This window comes from Klebsiella sp. B345 (assembly GCF_051131735.1).
Classification (GTDB): Bacteria; Pseudomonadota; Gammaproteobacteria; order Enterobacterales; family Enterobacteriaceae; genus Klebsiella.
This window is the reverse complement of sequence record NZ_CP180443.1, coordinates 1,512,544-1,528,716: the sequence shown is the minus strand read 5'-3', so window position 1 is coordinate 1,528,716 and position 16,173 is coordinate 1,512,544. Positions and strand designations below refer to the sequence as shown.

Annotated in this window: 13 protein-coding genes; all 13 read left to right on the top strand. The window is 55.4% G+C overall.

Features of this window, described 5'->3' with window-relative positions; translation table 11 throughout:
* Positions 1 to 909 precede the first annotated feature (909 nt).
* The 13 genes from ACMYSO_RS07055 (at position 910) to nuoM (ending at position 16,173) form a co-directional block, all read left to right on the top strand.
* The gene (locus ACMYSO_RS07055; RefSeq protein ID WP_123755233.1) at positions 910 to 1,836 is read left to right on the top strand and encodes a LysR family transcriptional regulator; all 927 of its coding nucleotides are present in this window, start codon (positions 910 to 912) and stop codon (positions 1,834 to 1,836) included.
* Between the two features lie 650 nt (positions 1,837 to 2,486).
* Complete coding sequence (gene nuoA / locus ACMYSO_RS07050; RefSeq protein ID WP_123755232.1) at positions 2,487 to 2,933, top strand: NADH-quinone oxidoreductase subunit NuoA; 447 nt, start codon at positions 2,487 to 2,489, stop codon at positions 2,931 to 2,933.
* Between the two features lie 15 nt (positions 2,934 to 2,948).
* Positions 2,949 to 3,623, top strand: coding sequence for an NADH-quinone oxidoreductase subunit NuoB (gene nuoB / locus ACMYSO_RS07045; protein WP_002913178.1), 675 nt, complete (start codon positions 2,949 to 2,951; stop codon positions 3,621 to 3,623).
* 89 nt (positions 3,624 to 3,712) lie between these two features.
* Positions 3,713 to 5,521 carry an NADH-quinone oxidoreductase subunit C/D gene (nuoC, locus tag ACMYSO_RS07040; RefSeq protein ID WP_434583760.1) on the top strand — a complete coding sequence of 603 codons (1,809 nt, stop codon included), beginning with the start codon at positions 3,713 to 3,715 and terminating at the stop codon, positions 5,519 to 5,521.
* 2 nt (positions 5,522 to 5,523) lie between these two features.
* Positions 5,524 to 6,024, top strand: a complete 501-nt coding sequence (nuoE, locus tag ACMYSO_RS07035; RefSeq protein WP_004865099.1) for an NADH-quinone oxidoreductase subunit NuoE — start codon at positions 5,524 to 5,526, stop codon at positions 6,022 to 6,024.
* Positions 6,021 to 7,358: an NADH-quinone oxidoreductase subunit NuoF gene (nuoF, locus tag ACMYSO_RS07030; protein WP_123755230.1), complete on the top strand. Its 1,338-nt coding sequence runs from the start codon at positions 6,021 to 6,023 to the stop codon at positions 7,356 to 7,358. Before nuoE ends, nuoF begins: the two co-directional genes overlap by 4 nt.
* Before the next feature lie 82 nt (positions 7,359 to 7,440).
* Positions 7,441 to 10,167 carry an NADH-quinone oxidoreductase subunit NuoG gene (nuoG, locus tag ACMYSO_RS07025; protein ID WP_434669934.1) on the top strand — a complete coding sequence of 909 codons (2,727 nt, stop codon included), beginning with the start codon at positions 7,441 to 7,443 and terminating at the stop codon, positions 10,165 to 10,167.
* On the top strand, positions 10,164 to 11,141 hold the full coding sequence (gene nuoH / locus ACMYSO_RS07020) for an NADH-quinone oxidoreductase subunit NuoH (protein ID WP_004865093.1): 978 nt from the start codon (positions 10,164 to 10,166) through the stop codon (positions 11,139 to 11,141). The genes nuoG and nuoH overlap by 4 nt, the downstream gene beginning before the upstream one ends.
* 14 nt (positions 11,142 to 11,155) lie before the next feature.
* Positions 11,156 to 11,698, top strand: a complete 543-nt coding sequence (gene nuoI, locus ACMYSO_RS07015) for an NADH-quinone oxidoreductase subunit NuoI (protein ID WP_015365590.1) — start codon at positions 11,156 to 11,158, stop codon at positions 11,696 to 11,698.
* Between the two features lie 10 nt (positions 11,699 to 11,708).
* Positions 11,709 to 12,263 carry an NADH-quinone oxidoreductase subunit J gene (nuoJ, locus tag ACMYSO_RS07010; RefSeq protein ID WP_123755228.1) on the top strand — a complete coding sequence of 185 codons (555 nt, stop codon included), beginning with the start codon at positions 11,709 to 11,711 and terminating at the stop codon, positions 12,261 to 12,263.
* A complete protein-coding gene (gene nuoK / locus ACMYSO_RS07005) occupies positions 12,260 to 12,562 on the top strand; it encodes an NADH-quinone oxidoreductase subunit NuoK (RefSeq protein ID WP_100682775.1) in 303 nt (100 codons plus the stop codon). The genes nuoJ and nuoK overlap by 4 nt, the downstream gene beginning before the upstream one ends.
* Positions 12,559 to 14,400 (top strand): NADH-quinone oxidoreductase subunit L, encoded by a 1,842-nt coding sequence (gene nuoL / locus ACMYSO_RS07000; protein ID WP_434669932.1) that lies wholly within the window; start codon positions 12,559 to 12,561, stop codon positions 14,398 to 14,400. Before nuoK ends, nuoL begins: the two co-directional genes overlap by 4 nt.
* Positions 14,401 to 14,643: 243 nt before the next feature.
* Positions 14,644 to 16,173: an NADH-quinone oxidoreductase subunit M gene (nuoM, locus tag ACMYSO_RS06995; protein WP_123755226.1), complete on the top strand. Its 1,530-nt coding sequence runs from the start codon at positions 14,644 to 14,646 to the stop codon at positions 16,171 to 16,173.

The following is a 16,173-nucleotide window of genomic DNA, read 5'->3' as shown; positions in this document are numbered from 1 at the left end:
TTTGACCTTTTAGCTGTTATCGCCACTCCCTGCCGTGGAAGTCAGCACGGAACAATGTACTCTTCATCCCCGATGTTTTGAAGGGTTAGCAGGAGAAGATTTTGCCTTTATGATTTTTTTAGAGTAATCAATTTACCTGTCTTGTTGCGATGTTTTTTATATAATCTGCCTTTAGATGGCAGAATCATGGTCAAATGTTGTGTTGGTTTGCCGTTGTCTTGAACGTTTGTATGGTTTGATTCGGTGGTATAGCGCCATGGTGGTTATTTTTTGCCTGGTGGGCAACGGGGAGGGCAAAATCGCGTATAACTATTTAAGGACCATCTATGCCAACTGGGACAGACGCTAAGTATGATGACTGTAGCGCTAATGTTAAAAATATTTAATGAGAATATTTAACAAACTAAAAACTTTTATTTTTACGCAAGTCAGGTCTCTGTTTTTGTTAATTTAATTAAAGGGCTGAAAAAGATTTAAAATTGGCTTTAATAATAATGATTAGATCTTATCAATAATTCAGTTTTCGGTTAGGATACGACCGTTAATATCGAACAAGGACCTGATGTTCGTTCGGGTTGTTATTAATATATTGTTATTGCAGGCTTTTTGTTTGTCCTTGCGCTCGCTGCCAGAGGCGGTGATTTGTGCTCTGAGCAAATTACTGCGCTTGATGATGTTTTTTTTGAATAACGTCACAGATATCTGTTCAGGGCAATAAAGCGTAGAGGTACGAATAATTTATTACTCAGAGGTTTCGCGCACTTGTCGCGAACGAGTACTTTCAAATGCAATAACGTTCTTCCAGTTGCCAATCATTTTATGGCTGGCACAAGGCTCAAGGAATAGCCGGAAACCTGGAGCACAGCATCAACGAGGCAGGTTAGCATTCGCGGCCTGTGAGTGAAAAATATGATAAATGCAAATCGTCCGATACTGAATCTTGATCTTGATCTGTTGAGAACATTCGTTGCCGTTGCCGATCTCAGTACCTTTGCCGCTGCGGCTGCCGCAGTATGTCGTACCCAGTCTGCCGTCAGCCAACAGATGCAACGTCTGGAACAGTTGGTCGGCAAGGAGCTCTTTGCCCGCCACGGGCGCAATAAATTGCTGACCGAGCAGGGCATTCAGCTGCTGGGTTACGCACGAAAAATTCTGCGCTTCAACGATGAAGCCTGTATGTCGCTGATGTTCAGCGGTCTGCAGGGGGTCTTAACCATCGGGGCTTCTGATGAAACGGCAGATACGATTTTGCCTTTCTTATTAAGCCGGATCGGCGGGTTTTACCCCAAGCTGACGCTGGAAATCAAAGTGTTGAACCACCCGGACGTGGTCGGGATGCTGGCGAGCGGCGAGATTGATCTCGCGTTGACCACCCACCAGAGTGACAATGTCGATACGCTGATGCTGCGCACTTCGCCTACGCTATGGTACTGCGCGGCGGATTATGTGCTGCCTCATGAGGCTTCGGTCCCGCTGGTCCTGCTCGAAGAGCCGGGTCCGTTCCGTACCGATATCATTGCTGCACTGAACGCCGCCGGTACGCCGTGGCATCTGGCGCACTCGGCCACGACGCTGACGGGCGTGAGAGCGGCGGTGAAAGCCGGACTGGGCGTCACGGCACGGCCTGTTGAAATGATGAGCCCTGAACTACGTGTGGTGGGTAAAAACGAAGGACTCCCGGGGTTACCAGACACGCAGTATGTGCTGAGCTGTCATCCACAGCAGGCGAGCGAATCGGCGCAGGCCATCTTCCAGTCGCTGAGCCAGGATTATAATCCCTGGTCATCTGAGGCGGTGTTTACCCCTGAAGGGGGAGACAGCACCTTCGTTTCCTGAACGGATTAAGTCACACCGATCACAAAAAGCTGGTAACAAAATGTAAGTGTGAAAAAAGCGCCACTAAGGTTTAAATTCACCGCGGTGGCTCTTTTTTTTCTTATTTTACAGTCGTTTTCAGTGATCTGTTACTTTATTGTGATGTTTATCAGTATGTTACGTTTAATGGCGTACTAACTTCCCTACTTTTCCCTACACTTTCAATACTTCATGCTAATGTTAAAAAACCGGCAGGTTTGTTGCTGTTTTATGGATTTAATTAACAAAACCGTGTCGCAGATCAAGAAAATACCCCTCCTTAGGGGGAGGAATCGAGGCTGAATCCTGTCAAAATAGATGGGTATTTTGATTTACAACAGAAACGGACACGATTCAACAACACTAAATCCGGTTTGTATGCAAGGTTATTTCGCATAAAAGGGCATTTAATGTTAATGAAAAAAAGCTAATGTAAATTAATGTTGTTAAAACTTTTGTTGAAGTTGACAAAAGGTTAAAGAAAGGGGTAAAAAGCCACCGCATACAGCCTTCTACGTTAAGTAGGGACGCTTTTTTGCAAGGTTATTTTTTTATTCCTCCCCGTGAAACGCTGTGGCGTTCATCTGCCAGTAAGAGCAGAGGGTTAAGCGCTACACTTTTTTGGTTAAGCAATGCGTATGTCAACATCCACTGAAGTCATCGCTCATCATTGGGCATTCGCTATATTTCTCATCATTGCCATCGGCCTGTGCTGCCTGATGCTGATCGGGGGCTGGTACCTCGGCGGTCGCGCGCGCGCGCGGAGCAAGAACACGCCGTTTGAATCGGGGATCGACTCCGTTGGTTCGGCTCGCTTACGTCTTTCTGCGAAGTTTTATCTGGTTGCCATGTTCTTCGTTATCTTCGACGTGGAAGCCCTGTATCTCTACGCATGGTCGACATCCATCCGTGAAAGCGGTTGGGTCGGCTTTGTGGAAGCCGCAATTTTCATTTTAGTGCTACTGGCAGGTCTGGTTTACCTCGTTCGTATCGGCGCACTGGACTGGACGCCTGCGCGTTCCCGTCGCACGCTGGTTAATTCAGAAACAGACAGTCCCACTAACCGTCATATGCAGTAAAAGCGAGGCAATAAGATGGATTATACGCTCACCCGCATAGATCCTAACGGTGAGAACGACCGTTACCCCCTGCAGAAACAGGAGATCGTTACCGACCCCCTGGAGCAAGAAGTCAACAAAAGCGTGTATATGGGCAAGCTCGAACACGCGCTACACGACATGGTGAACTGGGGCCGCAAGAACTCAATCTGGCCTTACAACTTTGGCCTGTCATGTTGCTACGTTGAAATGGTGACGTCATTCACTGCGGTGCATGACGTTGCGCGTTTTGGCGCCGAGGTACTGCGTGCTTCCCCGCGTCAGGCTGACCTGATGGTCGTTGCCGGTACCTGCTTCACCAAAATGGCGCCGGTTATTCAACGTCTTTACGATCAGATGCTGGAGCCGAAGTGGGTTATCTCCATGGGCGCATGTGCTAACTCCGGCGGGATGTACGATATTTATTCTGTCGTCCAGGGCGTCGACAAGTTTATCCCGGTTGATGTTTACATCCCGGGCTGTCCGCCGCGTCCGGAAGCTTATATGCAGGCGCTGATGCTGCTGCAGGAGTCCATTGGTAAAGAACGTCGTCCGCTCTCGTGGGTGGTTGGCGATCAGGGCGTGTATCGCGCCAACATGCAGTCGGAACGCGAGCGTAAACGTGGTGAACGCATTGCAGTGACCAATCTGCGGACGCCGGACGAGATTTAACTTGCGCCTGCGGGCGGTGGAACAACACTTCGCAAATCTATCTACAACAGCGCGAAGTCCCGCCCGGCAGTCACCACGGACCTTTTGCAATGGTGAACAATATGACCGATTTACATGCGCATGATGCCGCACCCGCCTGGCAAACCCGCGATCACCTCGATGACCCGGTGATCGGCGAACTGCGCAATCGTTTTGGGCCGGATGCCTTTACCGTTCAGCCAACCCGCACCGGCGTTCCGGTGGTCTGGGTTAAGCGTGAACAGCTGCTGGAGGTGGGTGATTTCCTGAAGAAATTGCCGAAACCTTACGTCATGCTGTTTGACTTACATGGCATGGACGAGCGTCTGCGCACCCACCGTGACGGGTTACCCGCCGCGGACTTTTCTGTTTTCTATCACCTGATCTCCATTGAACGTAATCGCGACATCATGCTCAAGGTAGCATTGTCCGAAAACGATCTGCGCGTGCCGACCTTTACCAAACTGTTCCCGAACGCCAACTGGTATGAGCGTGAGACCTGGGAAATGTTTGGCATTGATATCGAAGGCCACCCGCACCTGACGCGCATCATGATGCCGCCGACCTGGGAAGGGCATCCGCTGCGTAAAGACTACCCGGCGCGCGCCACCGAATTCGACCCGTTTGAGCTGACCAAGGCCAAACAGGATCTGGAAATGGAAGCGTTGACCTTCAAACCGGAAGAGTGGGGCATGAAGCGCGGGACCGAAAACGAGGACTTTATGTTCCTTAACCTCGGCCCGAACCACCCGTCCGCGCACGGTGCGTTCCGTATCGTTCTGCAGCTTGATGGTGAAGAGATCGTCGACTGCGTACCGGATATCGGCTACCACCACCGTGGTGCTGAAAAGATGGGTGAACGTCAGTCCTGGCACAGCTATATTCCGTATACCGACCGTATCGAATACCTCGGCGGCTGTGTCAACGAGATGCCTTACGTACTGGCGGTAGAGAAGCTGGCCGGGATCACCGTGCCGGATCGCGTCAACGTGATTCGCGTTATGCTTTCCGAACTGTTCCGTATCAACAGTCATCTGCTGTACATCTCGACCTTTATTCAGGACGTCGGTGCCATGACGCCGGTGTTCTTCGCCTTTACCGACCGTCAGAAGATCTACGACCTGGTGGAAGCCATTACCGGCTTCCGTATGCACCCGGCGTGGTTCCGTATCGGCGGTGTGGCGCACGATCTACCGCGTGGCTGGGATCGCCTGCTGCGTGAATTCCTTGAGTGGATGCCAAAACGTCTGGACTCTTACGAGAAAGCCGCGCTGCGTAACAGCATTTTGATCGGCCGTTCGAAAGGGGTTGCCGCCTATAACGCCAAAGAAGCACTGGAGTGGGGTACCACCGGTGCGGGTCTGCGTGCGACGGGGATTGGCTTCGACGTGCGTAAATGGCGTCCATATTCTGGCTATGAAAACTTTGACTTTGAAGTCCCGACCGGTGGCGGTATTTCCGACTGCTATACCCGCGTGATGCTGAAAGTTGAAGAGCTGCGCCAGAGCCTGCGTATTCTTCAGCAGTGTCTCGACAACATGCCGGAAGGCCCGTTCAAAGCCGATCATCCGCTGACGACGCCGCCGCCGAAAGAGCGCACGCTGCAGCATATCGAAACCCTGATCACGCACTTCCTGCAGGTTTCCTGGGGTCCGGTCATGCCGGCCAACGAATCCTTCCAGATGATTGAAGCGACGAAGGGTATTAACAGTTACTACCTGACCAGCGACGGCAGCACCATGAGCTATCGTACCCGTATCCGTACGCCGAGCTATGCGCACCTGCAGCAGATCCCGGCGGCTATTCGCGGCAGCCTGGTATCCGACCTGATCGTCTATCTGGGTAGTATCGATTTTGTTATGTCAGACGTGGACCGCTAATTATGCACGAGAATCAACAACCACAAACCGAGGCTTTTGAGCTGAGTGCGGCAGAGCGTGAGGCCATTGAGCACGAGAAGCACCACTACGAAGACCCGCGTGCGGCGTCCATTGAAGCGCTGAAGATTGTTCAGAAACAGCGTGGCTGGGTGCCGGATGGCGCGATCTATGCGATCGCCGACGTTCTGGGCATCCCGGCAAGTGACGTTGAAGGTGTCGCGACCTTCTACAGCCAGATCTTCCGCCAACCGGTTGGTCGCCACGTGATCCGCTATTGCGACAGCGTGGTGTGCCATATCACCGGCTTCCAGGGGATCCAGTCCGCTATCGAGAAAAAGCTCGACATCAAACCGGGTCAAACCACCTTTGATGGCCGCTTCACTCTGCTGCCGACCTGCTGCCTGGGCAACTGCGACAAGGGACCGACGATGATGATTGACGAGGATACTCACAGTTATCTGACGCCGGAGGCGATTCCTGACCTGTTGGAGCAGTATAAATGAAGACCGTGATCCGTACTGCCGAAACGCATCCGCTGACCTGGCGCCTGCGCGATGATAAACAGCCGGTGTGGCTGGATGAATATCAGAGCAAAAATGGCTATGCCGGCGCCCGTAAAGCGCTGCTGGGCCTGGCGCCGGATGAGATCGTCAATCAGGTAAAAGACGCCGGTCTGAAAGGACGCGGCGGCGCAGGCTTTTCCACCGGTCTGAAGTGGAGCCTGATGCCGAAAGACGAATCCATGAACATCCGTTACCTGCTGTGTAACGCCGATGAAATGGAGCCGGGCACCTATAAAGACCGCCTGCTGATGGAGCAGCTGCCGCACCTGCTGGTGGAAGGCATGCTGATTTCCGCGTTTGCGCTGAAAGCGTACCGCGGCTACATCTTCCTGCGCGGCGAATACATTGAAGCCGCTCAACACCTGCGTCGGGCCATTGCCGAAGCGACCGAAGCCGGTCTGCTTGGCAAAAATATCCTCGGTACCGGTTTTGATTTCGAGCTGTTTGTCCACACCGGGGCAGGGCGCTACATCTGCGGTGAAGAGACCGCGCTGATTAACTCCCTCGAAGGGCGTCGTGCCAACCCGCGCTCCAAGCCGCCGTTCCCGGCGAGCTCCGGCGTGTGGGGCAAACCGACCTGCGTCAACAACGTCGAAACCCTGTGCAACGTCCCGGCGATTCTGGCCAACGGCGTGGAGTGGTACCAGAACATTTCAACCAGCAAAGATGCCGGCACCAAACTGATGGGCTTCTCTGGCCGGGTGAAAAATCCGGGCGTATGGGAGCTGCCGTTTGGTACCACCGCGCGTGAAATCCTCGAAGATTACGCTGGCGGCATGCGTGATGGCCTGAAGTTTAAGGCCTGGCAGCCGGGCGGGGCGGGAACCGACTTCCTGACCGAAGCGCATCTTGATCTGCCGATGGAGTTCGAAAGTATTGGTAAAGCGGGGAGCCGTTTGGGTACCGCACTAGCGATGGCCGTCGACCACGAGATTGGCATGGTGCCGCTGGTACGTAACCTGGAAGAGTTTTTCGCCCGCGAGTCCTGCGGCTGGTGTACGCCATGCCGTGACGGTCTGCCGTGGAGCGTGAAAATTCTGCGCGCGCTGGAACGCGGAGAAGGCCAGCCGGGGGATATCGAGACACTTGAGCAACTGTGTCGATTCCTGGGGCCGGGTAAAACCTTCTGTGCGCATGCGCCAGGTGCGGTCGAACCGCTGCAGAGCGCCATTAAATATTTCCGCGACGAATTCGAAGCAGGCATTAAGCAGCAGTTCAGCAATACCCATGCTATCAACGGGATTCAGCCGAACCTGCTTAAGACGCGCTGGTGATTCCCACACACTCATTCAGCCTGCGCTATGACGGCAACTGAATGAGGCAGTGGTAACGATTTTTTAATTTGGAAGCATGCTAATGGCTACGATTCATGTAGATGGCAAAGAATACGAGGTCAACGGAGCGGACAACCTGCTAGAGGCTTGTCTCTCTCTTGGGCTTGATATTCCCTACTTTTGCTGGCACCCGGCGCTCGGTAGCGTCGGTGCTTGCCGCCAGTGTGCGGTGAAGCAATATCAAAACGCGGAAGACACGCGTGGTCGCCTGGTGATGTCCTGTATGACGCCGGCATCCGACGGGACCTTTATTTCTATTGACGACGGCGAAGCGAAGCAGTTCCGCGAGAGCGTGGTCGAGTGGCTGATGACCAACCACCCGCACGACTGTCCGGTCTGCGAAGAGGGCGGCAACTGCCACCTGCAGGATATGACCGTCATGACCGGTCACAGCTTCCGCCGCTATCGTTTCACCAAGCGTACCCACCGTAACCAGGATCTGGGGCCGTTCATCTCTCACGAAATGAACCGCTGCATCGCCTGCTATCGCTGTGTGCGTTATTACAAAGATTATGCCGATGGCACCGATCTGGGCGTGTATGGCGCGCATGACAACGTCTACTTTGGTCGCCCGGAAGATGGCGTGCTGGAAAGTGAATTCTCCGGCAACCTGGTTGAAGTCTGCCCGACCGGCGTATTCACCGATAAAACGCACTCCGAGCGCTATAACCGTAAATGGGATATGCAGTTTGCCCCAAGCATCTGCCAGCAGTGTTCCATCGGCTGCAACATCAGCCCGGGTGAGCGTTATGGCGAACTGCGTCGTATCGAAAACCGTTATAACGGTACCGTAAACCGCTACTTCCTCTGCGACCGCGGTCGTTTCGGCTATGGCTATGTGAACCTGAAAGACCGTCCGCGTCAGCCGGTTCAGCGCCGTGGCGACGATCTGATTACCCTCAACGCCGAACAGGCGATGCAGGGTGCCGCAGATATTCTGCGTCAGTCGAAGAAGGTTATCGGTATCGGCTCTCCGCGCGCCAGCATCGAAAGCAACTTCGCGTTGCGTGAGCTGGTGGGTGAAGCAAACTTCTATACCGGCATCGCCAAAGCAGAGCAGGAACGTCTGCAGATGATGCTGAAAGTGCTGCGTGACGGCGGTATCCATACCCCGGCGCTGCGCGAAATCGAATCCTACGATGCAGTACTGGTGCTGGGCGAAGATATTACCCAGACTGGCGCCCGCATCGCGCTGGCCGTGCGTCAGGCGGTGAAAGGCAAAGCACGCGAAATGGCGGCGGCCCAGAAAGTGGCTGACTGGCAGATCGCGGCGATCCTTAACATCGGTCAACGTGCGAAACACCCGCTGTTTGTCACCAATATCGATGACACGCGCCTCGATGATGTCGCCGCGTGGACCTACCGTGCGCCGGTAGAAGACCAGGCGCGCCTGGGCTTTGCCATCGCCCATGCGCTGGATGATTCCGCGCCGGCAGTGGACGGACTGAGCAGCGACCTGAAAGGCAAAATCGACGTTATCGTCCAGGCGCTGGCCGGGGCGAAGAAACCGCTGATTGTCTCCGGGACCAACGCCGGCAGCATCGAAATCATTCAGGCCGCTGCTAACGTAGCGAAAGCGCTGAAAGGTCGCGGCATTGACGTCGGTGTCACCATGGTGGCCCGCGCGGTCAACAGCGTCGGTCTGGGCATGATTGGCGGCGGTTCTCTGGAAGCGGCGCTGAGCGAGCTGGAAACCGGTGCGGCCGATGCCGTGGTGGTGCTGGAAAACGATCTGCACCGTCATGCTTCCGCTGCGCGCGTAGATGCTGCCCTGGCGAAAGCGCCGCTGGTGATGGTTATCGACCATCAGCGTACGGCGATTATGGACAAAGCCCACCTGGTGCTGTCCGCCGCGAGCTTTGCCGAAAGCGACGGCACGGTGGTGAACAACGAAGGCCGCGCCCAGCGTTTCTTCCAGGTTTACGACCCGGCTTACTACGACGCCAATACCGTGATGCTGGAAAGCTGGCGCTGGCTGCACTCTCTGCACAGCACCGTCGACAACCGTCAGGTTGACTGGACCCAGTTGGACCATGTCATTGATGCTGCCGTGGCGAAACTGCCGCAGCTGGCGGGGATTAAAGATGCTGCGCCGGATGCAACCTTCCGCATTCGTGGGCAGAAGTTGGCCCGTGAACCGCATCGTTACAGTGGTCGTACGGCAATGCGCGCCAATATCAGCGTGCACGAGCCGCGTCAGCCGCAAGATAAAGACACCATGTTTGCCTTCTCGATGGAAGGGAACAACCAGCCGTCTGCGCCGCGTTCGCAAATTCCGTTTGCCTGGGCGCCGGGCTGGAACTCCCCGCAGGCGTGGAACAAGTTCCAGGATGAAGTGGGCGGGAAACTGCGTCACGGCGATCCGGGCGTGCGTCTGATTGAAGCGTCTGCCAGCGGTCTTGAGTACTTCACCGCAGTGCCGGCCGGCTTCCAGGCGGAAGAAGGGAAATGGCGTATTGCGCCTTACTACCATCTGTTTGGCAGCGATGAGCTGTCGCAGCGTTCTCCGGTCTTCCAGAGCCGCATGCCGCAGCCGTACATCAAGCTCAACCCGGCAGATGCTGCGAAGCTTGGCGTCAACGATGGCGCGATGCTCTCCTTTAGCGTTGAAGGCCAGGCGCTGAGCCTGCCGCTGATCGTCTCGGCAGGTCTGACCGCAGGGCAGGTTGGCTTGCCGATGGGCATGCCGGGCATTGCACCGGTACTGACCGGCGTTCGTATTGACACACTGCAGGAGGCGAAAGCATGAGTTGGTTAACACCGGATCTCATCGACATTCTGTTAAGCATCCTGAAAGCAGTCGTCATTCTGCTGGTGGTGGTGACCTGCGGCGCGTTCATGAGCTTTGGCGAACGTCGTCTGCTGGGCCTGTTCCAGAACCGTTACGGACCGAACCGTGTCGGCTGGGGCGGCTCGCTGCAGCTGGTCGCCGACATGATCAAGATGTTCTTTAAAGAAGACTGGGTTCCGCGCTTTACGGACCGCGTCATCTTTACTCTGGCACCGGTTATCGCCTTCACGTCATTACTGCTGGCCTTTGCTATCGTGCCGGTCAGCCCGACGTGGGTGGTTGCCGACCTGAACATCGGCATCCTGTTCTTCTTGATGATGGCAGGCCTTGCGGTTTACGCGGTGCTGTTCGCCGGCTGGTCGAGTAACAACAAATACTCGCTGCTGGGGGCGATGCGTGCTTCTGCGCAGACCCTGAGCTACGAAGTGTTCCTCGGTCTGTCGCTGATGGGCGTGGTGGCGCAGGCGGGCTCGTTCAACATGAGCGATATCGTCAACAACCAGGCGCATCTGTGGAACGTCATTCCGCAGTTCTTTGGTTTTGTCACCTTTGCCATCGCGGGCGTTGCGGTCTGTCACCGTCACCCGTTTGACCAACCGGAAGCCGAGCAGGAACTGGCCGATGGTTACCACATTGAATATTCCGGTATGAAGTTCGGTCTGTTCTTCGTGGGTGAATATATCGGGATTGTTACCGTGTCAGCGCTGATTGTGACGCTGTTCTTCGGCGGCTGGAATGGCCCATGGTTACCTCCGTTCATCTGGTTCGCGCTGAAAACCGCGTTCTTCATGATGATGTTCATTTTGATCCGCGCATCATTACCGCGTCCGCGTTATGACCAGGTAATGTCCTTTGGCTGGAAGGTATGCCTGCCGTTAACGCTGATCAACTTGTTGGTAACGGCGGCTGTCATTCTCTGGCAGGCGCAATAAGGGGTGAATTGACCATGACCTTAAAAGAATTATTGGTGGGGTTCGGCACCCAGGTCCGCAGTATCTGCATGATCGGGATGCACGCCTTCGCCAAACGTGAAACACAGATGTATCCGGAAGAGCCGGTATATCTGCCGCCGCGCTACCGTGGCCGTATCGTGCTGACGCGCGACCCGGACGGCGAAGAGCGCTGCGTTGCCTGTAACCTGTGTGCGGTAGCGTGTCCGGTAGGCTGTATCTCTTTGCAGAAAGCAGAGACCAAAGACGGCCGCTGGTACCCGGAATTTTTCCGCATCAACTTCTCACGCTGCATTTTCTGCGGCCTGTGTGAAGAAGCGTGCCCGACCACGGCGATTCAGTTGACCCCGGACTTCGAACTGGGTGAATACAAGCGTCAGGATCTGGTGTACGAAAAAGAGGATCTGCTGATTTCCGGTCCGGGTAAATACCCGGAATATAACTTCTACCGGATGGCGGGTATGGCAATCGACGGCAAAGATAAGGGCGAAGCAGAGAACGAAGCTAAGCCTATCGACGTCAAGAGCCTGTTACCGTAAGGAGAGGGCAATGGAATTCGCTTTTTATATCTGTGGCCTTATCGCCATCCTCGCAACCCTGCGGGTGATCACCCACACCAATCCGGTACACGCCTTGCTGTACCTGATTATTTCGCTGTTGGCGATTGCCGGGGTGTTCTTCTCGCTGGGCGCGTACTTCGCCGGTGCGCTGGAAATCATCGTTTACGCCGGGGCCATCATGGTGCTGTTCGTCTTCGTGGTGATGATGCTCAACCTGGGCGGCAGCGAAATCGAGCAGGAACGTAAATGGCTGCAGCCGGGGATTTGGATCGGGCCGGCAATTTTGTCTGCGGTGCTGCTGGCGGTTATCGTCTATGCCATCCTGGGCCTGAACGATCAGGGTATTGATGGCACAGCGATCAGCGCGAAAGAAGTGGGTATTGCGCTGTTTGGACCATACGTCCTGGCGGTGGAGCTGGCCTCCATGCTGCTGCTGGCCGGTCTGGTTGTCGCCTTCCACATCGGCCGCGAAGAGCGCGTCGGTGAAGTGCTGAGCAACCGTCAGAACGATAGCGACAAAAGAAAAACGGAGGAACACGCATGATTCCCTTAACACATGGGCTGATCCTCGCCGCTGTCCTGTTTGTGCTCGGCCTGACGGGTCTGGTCATCCGCCGCAATCTGCTGTTTATGCTGATTAGCCTGGAGATCATGATCAACGCTGCGGCGCTGGCTTTCGTGGTGGCAGGCAGTTACTGGGGCCAGACTGACGGTCAGATAATGTATATCCTCGCCATCAGCCTCGCGGCTGCGGAAGCGAGTATCGGCCTGGCGCTGTTGCTGCAGCTCCATCGTCGCCGCCAGAACCTGAACATCGATTCAGTAAGTGAGTTGCGTGGATGAACATGCTTGCCTTAACCATACTTCTGCCATTGATTGGCTTTGTTCTGCTCTCCTTCTCCCGTGGGCGCTGGTCGGAAAACCTCTCCGCCACCGTGGGAATGGGATCGGTAGGGCTGGCGGCGCTGGTCACTGCGTTTGTCGGCGTTGACTTCTTTGCCAACGGCAAACAGGCGATCAGCGTACCGCTGTGGACCTGGATGTCGGTGGGTGATTTCAACATCGGTTTCAACCTGGTGCTGGACGGCCTGTCGCTGACCATGCTGTCCGTGGTGACCGGCGTGGGCTTCCTGATCCACATGTTCGCCTCCTGGTATATGCGCGGCGAAGAGGGATACTCCCGCTTCTTCGCCTACACCAACCTGTTTATTGCCAGCATGGTGGTTCTGGTGCTGGCCGATAACCTGCTGCTGATGTATCTCGGTTGGGAAGGCGTGGGTCTGTGCTCCTATCTGCTGATCGGTTTCTACTATACCGATCCGAAGAACGGTGCCGCGGCGATGAAAGCGTTCGTGGTGACCCGTGTCGGTGACGTGTTCCTCGCCTTCGCGCTGTTCATCCTCTACAACGAACTGGGTACCCTGAACTTCCGCGAAATGGTCGAACTGGCGCCAGCACACTTCGAAGCCGGCAACAATATGTTGACCTGGGCGACGCTGATGCTGCTGGGTGGTGCGGTCGGTAAATCCGCACAGCTGCCGTTACAGACCTGGCTTGCGGATGCGATGGCTGGCCCGACGCCAGTCTCCGCGCTGATCCACGCCGCGACCATGGTTACCGCCGGTGTCTATCTGATTGCCCGTACTCACGGCCTGTTCCTGATGACCCCGGAAATTCTGCATCTGGTCGGGATCGTCGGGGCGGTAACGCTGGTACTGGCAGGCTTCGCCGCGCTGGTGCAGACCGATATCAAACGCGTACTCGCTTACTCCACCATGAGCCAGATTGGCTACATGTTCCTCGCGCTTGGCGTGCAGGCGTGGGATGCGGCGATTTTCCACCTGATGACCCACGCGTTCTTTAAGGCGCTGCTGTTCCTGTCGTCCGGCTCGGTGATTCTGGCCTGCCACCACGAACAGAACATCTTTAAAATGGGCGGCCTGCGTAAGTCTATCCCGCTGGTGTACGTCTGCTTCCTGGCTGGGGGCGCGGCGCTGTCCGCACTGCCGCTGATCACCGCAGGCTTCTTCAGTAAGGACGAGATCCTCGCCGGTGCGATGGCCAACGGTCATATCAATCTGATGGTTGCAGGCCTGGTCGGCGCGTTTATGACCTCACTGTATACCTTCCGGATGATCTTCATCGTCTTCCACGGTAAAGAACAAATTCACGCCCATGCAGGGAAGGGGATTACCCACCATCTGCCGCTGATCGTGCTGTTGGTTCTGTCGACCTTTGTTGGCGCACTGATTGTTCCGCCGCTGCAGGGTGTCCTGCCGCAGACCACCGAACTGGAGCACGGTCGCGTGATGACGCTGGAGATAACCTCTGGGATTATCGCAATTGCCGGGATCCTGATTGCCGCCTGGCTGTGGCTGGGTAAACGCACGCTGGTGACGGCTATCGCCAACAGCGCGCCGGGCCGTCTGCTGGGTACCTGGTGGTACAACGCCTGGGGCTTCGACTGGTTATACGACATGGTGTTCGTGAAACCATTCCTTGGCATCGCGTGGCTGCTGAAACGCGACCCGCTGAACGCCATGATGAACATTCCGGCGATCCTCTCCCGCTTTGCAGGTAAAGGCCTGCTGTTCAGCGAGAACGGGTATCTGCGCTGGTATGTGGCATCCATGAGCGTCGGCGCGGTTATCGTGCTGGCGCTGCTGATGGTATTGCGTTGAGTTTGAGAACCGTTGTGTTGCCCGGCGGCGCAGAGTTTGCCGGGCTTACGGGACTGTAGATCGGATAAACGAAGTGCTATCCGACACAATAAACCCGCAATACGAAGTGAATGATTATCGAATTCGTTGAAATCAGGTCTTAAAGGACAGGCGTTATCGGCGAAGTTAAAGTGGGCACCGGCTGTGCTCGCGATGACGAGTAAGATAGCCTGAACTGGACTTAAATAAGGAATGAAAATCACCATGTTATTGCCTTGGTTGATATTAATCCCCTTTATCGGCGGCTTCCTGTGCTGGCAGACCGAACGCTTTGGCGTGAAGATGCCGCGCTGGATCGCGCTGATCACCATGGGATTGACGCTTGTACTGGGCCTGCAGCTGTGGATGCAGGGCGGCTATTCTCTGACGCAATCCGCGGGTATTCCGCAGTGGCAGTCAGAATTTGTCATGCCGTGGATCCCACGCTTCGGTATCAGTATTCACCTTGCTATCGACGGCCTGTCGTTGCTGATGGTGGTGCTGACCGGTCTGCTTGGCGTGCTGGCGGTGCTGTGCTCGTGGCGCGAAATTGAAAAATATCAGGGTTTCTTCCACCTCAACCTGATGTGGATCCTGGGCGGCGTTATCGGCGTATTCCTTGCCATCGACCTGTTCCTGTTCTTCTTCTTCTGGGAGATGATGCTGGTACCGATGTACTTCCTGATCGCGCTGTGGGGCCACAAGGCTTCCGACGGTAAAACGCGTATCACGGCGGCTACCAAGTTCTTCATCTATACCCAGGCGAGCGGTCTGGTGATGCTGATTGCCATCCTGGCGCTGGCATTTGTGCACTTCAACGCCACCGGCGTCTGGACCTTCGATTACGAAGCGCTGCTGAAGACTCCGATGTCCCACGGCGTGGAATATCTGCTGATGCTGGGCTTCTTTATCGCCTTCGCGGTGAAGATGCCGGTTGTGCCGCTGCACGGCTGGCTGCCAGATGCACACTCTCAGGCACCGACCGCGGGTTCCGTTGACCTCGCCGGGATCCTGCTGAAAACCGCAGCCTACGGTCTGCTGCGTTTCGCTTTACCGCTGTTCCCGAATGCCTCCGCTGAATTCGCCCCTATCGCGATGTGGCTGGGTGTTATCGGGATTTTCTACGGCGCGTGGATGGCGTTCTGTCAGTACGATATCAAACGTCTGATTGCCTACACCTCGGTCTCCCACATGGGCTTCGTGCTGATTGCTATCTACACCGGCAGCCAGTTGGCGTACCAGGGCGCGGTGATTCAGATGATTGCCCACGGCCTGTCCGCGGCGGGCCTGTTCATCCTGTGCGGCCAGCTGTACGAGCGCCTGCACACCCGTGATATGCGTCAGATGGGCGGCCTGTGGAGCAAAATTAAATGGCTGCCAGCGCTGTCGATGTTCTTTGCGGTGGCGACGCTGGGGATGCCGGGTACCGGTAACTTCGTCGGCGAATTTATGATTCTGTTCGGCAGCTATAAAGTGGTGCCGGTGATTACCGTGATCTCCACCTTTGGTCTGGTATTCGCTTCTGTCTACTCGCTGTCAATGCTGCACCGGGCGTACTTCGGGAAAGCGAAGAGTGAAATAGCGGCACGGGATCTGCCGGGCATGTCGCTGCGTGAACTGTCGATTGTTCTGCTGTTGGTGGTTCTGCTGGTGCTGCTGGGCTTCTTCCCGCAGCCGATTCTGGACACCTCACATGCTGCGATGAGCAACATTCAGCAGTGGTTTGTTAATTCTGTTTCTACTACAAGGCCGTAA

What these genes read in the sequence shown, in the direction of transcription:
- nuoA (WP_123755232.1), top strand. Translation starts at nt 2,487, where the DNA reads ATGCGTATGTCAACATCCACTGAAGTCATCGCTCATCATTGGGCATTC.
- nuoM (WP_123755226.1), top strand. Translation starts at nt 14,644, where the DNA reads ATGTTATTGCCTTGGTTGATATTAATCCCCTTTATCGGCGGCTTCCTG.
- nuoJ (WP_123755228.1), top strand. Translation starts at nt 11,709, where the DNA reads ATGGAATTCGCTTTTTATATCTGTGGCCTTATCGCCATCCTCGCAACC.
- nuoE (WP_004865099.1), top strand. Translation starts at nt 5,524, where the DNA reads ATGCACGAGAATCAACAACCACAAACCGAGGCTTTTGAGCTGAGTGCG.
- nuoG (WP_434669934.1), top strand. Translation starts at nt 7,441, where the DNA reads ATGGCTACGATTCATGTAGATGGCAAAGAATACGAGGTCAACGGAGCG.
- nuoI (WP_015365590.1), top strand. Translation starts at nt 11,156, where the DNA reads ATGACCTTAAAAGAATTATTGGTGGGGTTCGGCACCCAGGTCCGCAGT.
- ACMYSO_RS07055 (WP_123755233.1), top strand. Translation starts at nt 910, where the DNA reads ATGATAAATGCAAATCGTCCGATACTGAATCTTGATCTTGATCTGTTG.
- nuoL (WP_434669932.1), top strand. Translation starts at nt 12,559, where the DNA reads ATGAACATGCTTGCCTTAACCATACTTCTGCCATTGATTGGCTTTGTT.
- nuoH (WP_004865093.1), top strand. Translation starts at nt 10,164, where the DNA reads ATGAGTTGGTTAACACCGGATCTCATCGACATTCTGTTAAGCATCCTG.
- nuoB (WP_002913178.1), top strand. Translation starts at nt 2,949, where the DNA reads ATGGATTATACGCTCACCCGCATAGATCCTAACGGTGAGAACGACCGT.
- nuoF (WP_123755230.1), top strand. Translation starts at nt 6,021, where the DNA reads ATGAAGACCGTGATCCGTACTGCCGAAACGCATCCGCTGACCTGGCGC.
- nuoK (WP_100682775.1), top strand. Translation starts at nt 12,260, where the DNA reads ATGATTCCCTTAACACATGGGCTGATCCTCGCCGCTGTCCTGTTTGTG.
- nuoC (WP_434583760.1), top strand. Translation starts at nt 3,713, where the DNA reads ATGGTGAACAATATGACCGATTTACATGCGCATGATGCCGCACCCGCC.